Annotated in this window: 8 protein-coding genes; all 8 read right to left on the bottom strand. The window is 45.6% G+C overall.

What is annotated here, in order from left to right:
• The coding region (gene mutS / locus ABUA34_RS03055) for a DNA mismatch repair protein MutS (RefSeq protein WP_349822815.1) at window positions 1-1,999 on the bottom strand (1,999 nt) is incomplete at its 3' end.
• Between the two features lie 29 nt (window positions 2,000-2,028).
• Complete coding sequence (miaB, locus tag ABUA34_RS03050; protein ID WP_055144470.1) at window positions 2,029-3,480, bottom strand: tRNA (N6-isopentenyl adenosine(37)-C2)-methylthiotransferase MiaB; 1,452 nt, start codon at window positions 3,478-3,480, stop codon at window positions 2,029-2,031.
• A gap of 53 nt (window positions 3,481-3,533) precedes the next feature.
• Window positions 3,534-4,565: a patatin-like phospholipase family protein gene (locus tag ABUA34_RS03045; RefSeq protein ID WP_055144473.1), complete on the bottom strand. Its 1,032-nt coding sequence runs from the start codon at window positions 4,563-4,565 to the stop codon at window positions 3,534-3,536.
• 10 nt (window positions 4,566-4,575) lie between these two features.
• Entirely contained in the window at window positions 4,576-5,148 is a 573-nt protein-coding gene (locus ABUA34_RS03040) for a 5-formyltetrahydrofolate cyclo-ligase (RefSeq protein WP_238050264.1), read from the bottom strand.
• 13 nt (window positions 5,149-5,161) lie between these two features.
• A complete protein-coding gene (locus ABUA34_RS03035; protein WP_015534916.1) occupies window positions 5,162-5,395 on the bottom strand; it encodes a DUF896 domain-containing protein in 234 nt (77 codons plus the stop codon).
• A 2-nt stretch (window positions 5,396-5,397) separates the two neighbouring features.
• Window positions 5,398-6,258, bottom strand: coding sequence for a glutamate 5-kinase (proB, locus tag ABUA34_RS03030; protein ID WP_022216486.1), 861 nt, complete (start codon window positions 6,256-6,258; stop codon window positions 5,398-5,400).
• Window positions 6,251-7,894 carry an NAD(P)/FAD-dependent oxidoreductase gene (locus tag ABUA34_RS03025; protein ID WP_238050263.1) on the bottom strand — a complete coding sequence of 548 codons (1,644 nt, stop codon included), beginning with the start codon at window positions 7,892-7,894 and terminating at the stop codon, window positions 6,251-6,253. The genes proB and ABUA34_RS03025 overlap by 8 nt, the downstream gene beginning before the upstream one ends.
• On the bottom strand, window positions 7,881-9,125 hold the full coding sequence (locus ABUA34_RS03020) for an aminoacetone oxidase family FAD-binding enzyme (RefSeq protein WP_238050262.1): 1,245 nt from the start codon (window positions 9,123-9,125) through the stop codon (window positions 7,881-7,883). The genes ABUA34_RS03025 and ABUA34_RS03020 overlap by 14 nt, the downstream gene beginning before the upstream one ends.
• Window position 9,126 lies beyond the last annotated feature (1 nt).

Genomic DNA, 9,126 nt, shown 5'->3' with positions numbered 1-9,126 from the left:
GTCCTGATGCAAGGTCGTCGGAAGCTCCCACTCTTGTAAATATCCTGTCGCATATGCCTATATTGGCAGATGCCGCAGGGACAAAGCTTCCTACCTGAGCCATGAGAACTATGAGCGCAGTCTGTCTCATATATGTGGATTTACCAGCCATGTTAGGACCGGTGATGATAGATATCCTGCTCTCATGGTTGTTCAGATATGTGTCGTTTGTGATGAACATATCGTTGTTCAGCATCTTCTCAACGACCGGATGACGTCCGTCCTTTATGTCGATGACTCCTTCTGTATTGATCTCAGGTCTAACATACCCATTTGCAACAGCCACATATGAGAGTGAACACAGAGCATCGAGCATGGCTATGCTGTGTGCTGTTCTCTGTACCCTTGTGAGCTCTGCAGCAAGGGTGTCCCTGAGCTCAACATATGTGTTGTACTCCAGCGCAACAAGCTTGTCGGATGATCCGAGTATAACTCCAGCCAGTCTGTCAAGCTCCTCGGTTGTGTATCTCTCAGAATTGGCAAGTGTCTGCTTTCTGATGAAATAATCCGGCACAAGACTCTTATATGAATTGGTTACATCAAAATAATATCCGAACACCTTATTAAACTTTATCTTGAGATTCTTGATTCCGGTCTTTTCCTTCTCTCTGGCCTCGAGTTCTGCTATCCAGTTCTTGCCATCAGTTGTGGCATTCTTCAGAGTGTCTATGTCCTCAAGATAGCCATCTTTGAATATTCCGCCCTCTCTAATAAGTATAGGCGGCTCATCAACTATGGCACGGTCAAGAAGGTCATAGAGATCCTGCAGATCATCTATTCCATCCCTGATCTCGGTGAGCTCATCCGAATGGAATTCACCGAGAAGCTGTATTATAAATGGAAGAAGCTGTATGGACGTCTTAAATGCCAGAAGATCTCTCGGATTCGCTGTTCTTAACGATATCCTCGTCATAAGTCTCTCGAGATCGTATATGGTATTCATGTACTCACGGAGTTCGTCTCTGGTTATGACAGAGTCGTTGAGCTCTGTTATCGCGTCAAGTCTGGCTTCTATATCAGCTTTGTGGATAAGGGGCTGCTCTATCATATTTCTGAGCATTCTCGCTCCCATGGCCGTTTTGGTCTTGTCAAGCACCCAGAGTAGTGAGCCTCTCTTCTGCTTATCCCTGAGTGTCTCTGTCAGCTCCAGATTTCTTCTGGATGAGCTGTCTATGATCATGAAGTCCTCTATGGAATATATATCTATCCTGTTGATATGATCCAGTGAGTTCTTCTGTGTCTCATGTAGATACTGGAGAAGTGCGCCCGCTGACAGCAGCATATCCTCCTGCTCATCTATGCCGAGACCATCTATTGATCCGACCTTAAACTGTCTTTTAATGAAATCCTCACAGGTGTCATCGTTAAAATAATGAGACGGAGCCTCCGATATCGTTATCTTCATCTTCTCCTTCATGTAATCAAAGTTCAGGCCACATGACAGAAAAACCTCATTCCCTATGATCTCCGTCGGTGAATATTTGTTGATCTCATCGTACAGCTTGGATGTGGATGAGATATGACATGATCTGAACTCTCCGGTAGTGATATCACACACTGCCACGCCATACTCATCATTACAGCCAAATATACACATGAGATAATTATTCCTCGTCTCATCAAGAATAGCCTGGGACATATTTGTACCAGGCGTAACTATACGTATAACTTCTCTTTTTACTATACCCTTTGCGAGCTTCGGATCTTCCATCTGCTCACATATGGCTACCTTGTAGCCCTTCTCTATCAGCTTGTTCAGGTATATGTCACAAGCATGATACGGAACACCGCACATCGGTGCGCGCTCCTCCTGACCACAGTCCCTGCCGGTCAGTGTTATCTCAAGTTCCCTGGATGCCGTCAGGGCATCGTCGAAGAACATCTCGTAGAAATCTCCCAGTCTGTAGAAGAGAATACAGTCCTTATACTGATTCTTAACTTCCATATACTGAGCCATCATTGGTGTTAATGCTGCCACTTCAACTACTCCTATTCTGCTAATTCACCCATGTAATAAAATCCCTTACACTCAACAAGCTTTACATTCAGAATCTTTCCAACCATCTCCGCACACCCAGGGAAATGGACAAGTATGTTGTTGGAGAGTCTTCCGGTCAGAAGGCCGTCGCCCTTCTCGTCAAAGCCCTCAACCAGAACCGGCTGTGTCTGTCCCTTTATCGCAATGGTCTTCACATCACTTATCTCCTGCACACGCCTTAAAAGCCTGTTGTATCTATCCTGTATCTCTTCCTTTGTGGAACCATTCTCCATTCCGGCGGCAGGAGTTCCTGTTCTCTTTGAATATATAAATGTAAATGCGGTGTCATACTGTACTTTCTCAACCACGTCCATGGTCTCAAGGAAATCCTCCTCGGTCTCACCAGGGAATCCCACGATTATATCAGTGGTGAGTGATATCTCCGGAACCTTTGCCCTTATGCGGTCAACCAGTGCAAGATATGACTCCTTTGTGTACCGTCTGTTCATCGCATTCAGTATCTTTGTCGAGCCCGACTGTACCGGCAGATGGAGATGTCTGCAGATCTTTTGATTCTCCGCGATGACATCTATCAGTTCATCCGACAGATCCTTTGGATGTGAGGTCATGAATCTTACTCTCTGTATCTTCTCTATGGCACACACACGCCTCAACAGTTCCGCAAATGTGATCGGATGCTCAAGATTCTTGCCATATGAATTGACATTCTGCCCGAGGAGCATGATCTCCACCACTCCGTCGTCAGCAAGCCTCTCACACTCAGCTATGATATCCTCCGGATTTCTGCTTCGCTCCCTTCCTCTTACATATGGAACTATACAGTAGGTACAGAAATTGTTGCATCCAAACATGATATTTACACCTGATTTGAATGGGAATTCCCTCACCGCAGGAAGATCCTCCACGACCTCCTTGGCGTCCTTCCAGATATCTATGACCATGCTTCCGGATTCTATCCTGCTCACAAATATCTCAGCAAGCTTATATACATTGTGTGTTCCAAATACCATATCGACAAACCTATAGCTCTTGCTTATGGTTGTCACCACATGCTGCTCCTGCATCATGCATCCGCACAGAGCTATCTTCATCTCAGGATTTTTCTCCTTGAGGTGCTTCATGAGACCAAGGTGACCATAAACCTTTCTGTTGGCATTCTCCCTGACCGTACATGTGTTATATATTATAAAGTCCGCATGTTCGGACTCGGTCCTAACATATCCCATCTGCTCAAGTATTCCGGCAAGCTTCTCAGAATCCCGGACGTTCATCTGACAGCCAAATGTCTGTATGGAACAGGTAAGGTCACGTCCCAGCTCTTTGCTTCTTGCTGTGACATACTCCCTGCCCTTTTTTATAAAATAATACTGCCTCTCCGGTTCCTCAAACGGAGCTGGAAGCCCCAGATCTATGCCGTCAATAACTTTTTCCAAATCATTCATAATATCTATGTATCCTTATCTATTTCTTTAAAGCTGCGTAAATCCGACTGGAGTTATTCCTCTATGCCTAGCTTACCAAGTATCCTGCCTATGTTATCCATAGTATTTTTCACGCTGGAATCCGCGGCATCCATCCTCATCTGAGTCTGTATATCCGCAAGATCAATATCCCTGTAATGATCCAGCGCCGCGATGTAATCAGGATCATTCTCAAAATGAACCTTAAGTGCCCTCATGGCATCCTTATAACCGAGCAGGCTTCTGAATTTTACTGAATTTGCAGAGAAATTCAAGGTTCCATCTATCAGATCTCCCAGGCTTACACTTGGATATATCTCTATGATATCCGCATCTGTATATGCAGATATGTCTTTCTTTGAGTCGGGATTAAGGCCGCACACAACGATATTCCTATATCCCATATCATACAGAGGTTTCACCGGAACATTGTCGGCGAGACCGCCATCACAATACTCCTTACCGTTATAAGTCACAGACTCATAGAGCATAGGCAGGGTGGATGATGCCATGACAACTGTCCTGATCTCCTCCGCATCCATTCCTGCAAGGCTTATATACTCAGCCTGTCTTTCACCTTCCTGCGCGCACTCAGCTATGGCTGCATACACGGTGACCTGCCCATCAGACAGCTTTCCGTAATCCACATAGCTGTCCATGAGCTTTATCATCTCCCTGCGCGACATGAATCCCGATTTGTCGTTGAACATCAGATCAGGATCAACGTCAAACACCGTCTCAAAATGTATCTTCTTCCATGCCTCCTCGCTTCTGTCAGGATCATTGCACGCGAAAAGCACGGCATTTATCGCACCTATGGAAGTTCCTGATATGGCTGTAACCTTGTCCATAAGTCCATACTCTGCAAGTGCTCTGTACACCCCGAGCTGGTACGCTCCTTTACCGCCGCCACCGCCAAGGCACAGCGCATAGCTGTCAGCCTTCACTCCATGCTCTGCAGATCCCACAACACTTCCTGTGCTGTATGCACCATTTTTTTGCAGCTTATCCATCTGTATCTTCTTTTCCAGTTCAGCGATCTTTGCTGTTATCTCGTCTCTGTTCATTGACCCTCCATTATGATATAACTTCCGATTCTGTTACTATGATATGTGGTCTGATATCTGTAGGTTCACTGTCTATCTTATCAACTATCTGGAATTCATACGCAAGTGCCACCGTGACAAGCCCTGCATGCCTCGCCAGATATCTGTCGTAATACCCTCCGCCAAAACCTATGCGGTTGCGGCTGTGATCAAATGCAATCCCAGGCATGAACATAAGCCCATCTTCGATCTCCTCAAAATCATCAGAAACCGGTTCGAGTATCCCAAAGTTTCCGGATGTAAGTTCTCCGTAGTCTGTTATCTCAATAAACTCCATGTTTTGTCCATAAACCTTTGGAACATATACATGCTTTCCATCCGCCCACGCCCTCTCAACTATGAGCCTTGTATCCACTTCATTCCCTTTGGAAATATATGCACATATATTGAGAGCATTCTCGTATTCAGGAAGCTCAGACAGACGTCTGCATATAAGTTCAGATCTCCATGCACAGTCACCCCTGTCCATGGCATTTCTAACCGCTTTTATTGTTTTCCTTATATCGGCTTTGCTGCCGGGTTTTACACTGTCTTCGCTATTCATAATACAGTCGTGCCTACGCCTTTCTTGTAGGATCAAGGTCCTGAAGTCTGGTTATGGAGCCGTCCTTCTCTTTGATATCTATATTGTTGAGCGTGCTCCTGAGATTATTCTTCACAGCAAATATATATTCCTGCCTTAACTGCTGCTGTTCCTTCTTCTCAGCGTCGGTGAGCCCCTCAGCCTTGGACTTGTGATATAACTCATTTATACGTGCGATCTTTGCCGCATCGATTATCGTCTCTTTCATAACTATATAAGATACTCCTTATTCAAAATAAATCTGACAACGTCAAAGTCATGATCCTTATATTCTGTGAACAGAGTTCCTATACTTTCTCCGTTCATTACCTTAACAATATTGTCCATATCCGCTCCGGATACTATGACCATATCCGAGTTGGAGTTGGTTGCTATCCTGGCGGCTGCGATCTTGGTCGTCATTCCGCCGGTTCCGTACTTGGAGCCTGCACCTTTACCCATATCCATTATATGGTCGTCTATACAGTTCACCTCTGGTATAAGCTTTGCATCAGGGTTATTGTGTGGATCATCAGTGTACAGACCGTCTATATCCGTGAGAAGTATCAGGAGATCTGCATGGATCATGGATGCAACTATGGCAGACAGTGTATCATTGTCGCCAAATGCCACGCTGTCATCCAGCTCATCGATGGCAACCGTATCGTTCTCATTGACGATCGGTACGACACCGAGCTGAAGAAGCTCGTTGAATGTGTTGATGGCATTCTTTCTCCTCTCATCCGACGATATAACATCAAATGTTAGCAGAACCTGAGCTGCTGTGCTGTGATACTCTTGAAAAAGCTTCTGATATATCATCATTAGCTGTCCCTGTCCCACTGCAGCACACGCCTGTCTGAGCGAGGTCGTCTTAGGTCTTCTGGCAAGTCCCAGCGCCTGTACTCCGACTCCGATGGCTCCCGATGATACGAGGACCACATCCTTGTCCTGATTTCTCAGATCACATATGATGCGCACCAGCTTCTCAAGCTTTGTATAGTCAAGTCCACCCGTCTCCTCGTGAATAAGTGAAGATGAACCAATCTTTATTACTATCTTTTTCTTGTCTTTCAAATACTCTCTATCCATTTATATTCTCCTGTGTACCGTCTGTTATTGCCTCATTGCTGAATCTGGATGCTATGGCCTCGGCCACCTTCATACCATCGACAGCGGCTGAGGTTATTCCCCCTGCATAGCCCGCGCCTTCCCCGCACGGGTATATACATGTCCCCTCACAGCGCAGCTCATCGCCTCGTATCATACGAACAGGTGATGAGGTTCTGGCCTCGATTCCTGAGAGAACTGCATCGTCAGATGAATATCCCGGCATCCTCTTATCAAATGACACAACTCCTTCTATTATAGCATCCTTTATATACTCTGGCAAACAGCATTTGAGGCTTGTAAGCCTGTACTTACCCATAATCTGAGGCTTAACACCGCCCAGCTTTTCCGTAGGAATGTCCCTTCTGTAATCTCCGAAGAGTTGCACCGGAACAGCCCCCTGTCCGGCCTCGTATGCGGCCTTCTCCCATCTTCTCTGAAAATTCATTCCCGCAAGAGGATGATCTGACCCGTAATCCTCCGGGGTAACATTTACCACAATGGCGCTGTTGGAATTCTCACCATTCCTGCCGCTGTAGCTCATACCATTCACACACGTCTCACCGTGCTCGGATGATGCATTCACCACGTAACCTCCAGGGCACATACAGAATGAATATACAGCCCTGCCATTTGACGCCTGATGCGTCATCTTGTAGTCTGCCGCCGGCAGCAGCTTTGCATACGCCGGATCATCGCCATACTTCATGACATCTATATCTGCTCGCTTGTGTTCGATACGAAGTCCCATGGCAAATGGCTTTGGCTCCATCGGAACACCTTTTTTGTAAAGCATCTCCACAGTATCCCTTGAGCTGTGTCCAAGTGCCAGAACAAGGGCATTTGTCCTGTATTCCTTCTCACTGCCATCTGAAAGGTTCTTTATATGTACACACACCTCATCCTGTGTGATCTGATCATAACCGGTAAAAAGTGAATCAAAATGTACCTCTCCGCCAAGTCTCTTTATATCCTCACGCATATTCCTTACAATACCAGACAGCACATCAGTGCCCACATGTGGCTTATTTATATACATTATGGACGGATCTGCACCATACTCCACAAATGTCCGCATGACCTCAGTGCGTCTGCCCGAGCCATCCTTTATGACCGTATTCAGCTTGCCGTCCGAAAAGGTTCCTGCGCCGCCCTCTCCAAACTGTACATTACAATTTGGATCAAGTCCTTCCTCACCCTTCCAGAATCTCTCTATATGCTCCATTCTCCTGTCAACATCCATGCCGCGCTCAAAAACAACCGGTCTGTATCCGGCTCTGGCAAGATACAGTGCAGCAAATAAGCCACCCGGTCCTGTTCCTATCACCACAGGCCTATAGGTCATTTTGACATTTCCCGGCTCCGGAAATCTATATTGGGTAGCATTTGTTAACATAACATTATTATTGTGAAGTCTTTTCAATAATTTTTCCGGATTCGGAACATCCACATCTATGGATGCAATATATTTCACCTGGTTTCTCCGCCTGTCATCAAGAGACAGCTTGAAAAAAATATACTCAAACTCCTTATCTGTCTTCAGCGTCTTTTTGATAACACTTCTAACATCTGCCTCTGTAAATCCAAGCTGCAGTTTTACATTGTTAATTCTGATCATCTTTTATTCTCTTTCCTGCAGACTCCCCGGCTCTCATGCCGCTTATAACAGCCCACATTATATTATATCCACCACATTTGCCGGTCACATCGACATACTCTCCAGCGGCGTATAAGCCTCTGTGTCCATCAAGTTCCAGGTTATCTGCCCTGAGCTGCAATGTGTCAACTCCACCGCTTGCCGCCTGGCTGTCCTCATAGCTGCCGAATCCATCTATGTTGAATCTCATATGTTTGAGCATATCACATATGGATGTTATATCAGCCGCGTCAAGTCCGGCCGCTTCAGAAGCTTTGATACCAAGACTTTTTATAATATACCCGGCGATCTTCTCGTTGACAATACCATTGAGCATCGCCTCGACTCTCCGTCTGCCATTTACCTCGGCAAATCGTCTCATCCTGTCCGCCAACATATCATCACTGATGTCCGGAACAAGTTCAAGTTCTATGTATGGCTTTTTGCCAGTCTCCATCAGATTTATACACTGTATACTCATATTAAAAACCGCTATGCCCGAAAGATATCCCGATGCAAACTGAACCTCGCCTCTCTCGTGGTCATACTCCTCTCCATCACACATTAGGCGGACAACAGCCTTTGCACGTACCCCTGACATATCAGATATATATTCATGGCATTTTAATTTACACAGAGCCGGATGCGTTTTCACAAACCGTACATTCAGATCATCCAGAAGTCTGTATACTCTATCAGATCCGCCAAGCTTTGGCGCAGCCGCACCTCCGGGTGCAAGTATCACCTGGGTCGTCCTATACCCGCCTTTGTCTGTGTCTACAATATATGTACCATCTTTCCCCTGTTTTATACTCAGGACTTCCTCCGATGTGCTGTTTTCTATACCAAGAATTTTGAGCCTGTCCGTCAGTGCCCACACTATGGTAGATGCCTGCAGCGATGCAGGATATATATATCCATTATCATCATAGCTGGAAACACCAAGGCTTTCAAAAAAATCCATGACATCATTATGACTGTCCGTTGTTACGAACTGAAATGGGAAAAATTCATTTGCACTGGAATAGCATGACAGATCAAGCTTCGTATTTGCAATGTTACATTTGCCATTTCCCGTCGCATACAGCTTCTTTCCGAGTTTTTTGTTTTTATCTATAAGCTTTACCGAAGCCGATGGTGCTGTCTCTTTTGCTTTTATTGCGGCTGTCATCCCAGCCGGGCCACCGCCGATAACTATAATATCATAAATCATT

The sequence above is a fragment of the Coprococcus sp. RTP21428st1_C9_RTP21428_210409 genome (assembly GCF_040227395.1).
GTDB lineage: Bacteria > Bacillota > Clostridia > Lachnospirales > Lachnospiraceae > Coprococcus > Coprococcus aceti.
This window is presented reverse-complemented; position numbering and strand designations above follow the sequence as displayed.

Excerpts from the sequence above, each read along its gene's own strand:
- ABUA34_RS03045 (WP_055144473.1), bottom strand. The coding sequence starts at position 4,565 with ATGAACAGAGACGAGATAACAGCAAAGATCGCTGAACTGGAAAAGAAG.
- proB (WP_022216486.1), bottom strand. The coding sequence starts at position 6,258 with ATGGATAGAGAGTATTTGAAAGACAAGAAAAAGATAGTAATAAAGATT.
- miaB (WP_055144470.1), bottom strand. The coding sequence starts at position 3,480 with ATGAATGATTTGGAAAAAGTTATTGACGGCATAGATCTGGGGCTTCCA.
- ABUA34_RS03020 (WP_238050262.1), bottom strand. The coding sequence starts at position 9,125 with ATGATTTATGATATTATAGTTATCGGCGGTGGCCCGGCTGGGATGACA.
- ABUA34_RS03025 (WP_238050263.1), bottom strand. The coding sequence starts at position 7,894 with ATGATCAGAATTAACAATGTAAAACTGCAGCTTGGATTTACAGAGGCA.
- ABUA34_RS03040 (WP_238050264.1), bottom strand. The coding sequence starts at position 5,148 with ATGAATAGCGAAGACAGTGTAAAACCCGGCAGCAAAGCCGATATAAGG.
- ABUA34_RS03035 (WP_015534916.1), bottom strand. The coding sequence starts at position 5,395 with ATGAAAGAGACGATAATCGATGCGGCAAAGATCGCACGTATAAATGAG.